General features: G+C 66.8%; 1 pseudogene. It reads left to right on the forward strand.

Features of this window, described 5'->3' with window-relative positions:
* Positions 1–244: pseudogene (locus DPV79_RS43020) on the forward strand (hypothetical protein); the annotation flags it as partial.

Consider the following 244-nt stretch of genomic DNA (forward strand, 5'->3'; position numbering starts at 1 on the left):
ACGAACATCACCGCACCGAACCTGAACATCGCGGGCAACACCGGGATGGCTGGCGTGGGCAACACGACGGTGTCGGGCGACAACGTGACGGTGGGCACCGGCGGCGACATCGGCGGCGACAACGTGACGGGCCACGCGAACCAGACGTGGACGCAGCAGCCGAACAGCACGGTGGCGGGTAACACGAGCACGAACATCACCGCACCGAACCTGAACATCGCGGGCAACACCGGGATGGCTGGCG

The organism is Burkholderia reimsis (genome assembly GCF_003294055.1).
Classification (GTDB): domain Bacteria; phylum Pseudomonadota; class Gammaproteobacteria; order Burkholderiales; family Burkholderiaceae; genus Burkholderia; species Burkholderia cepacia.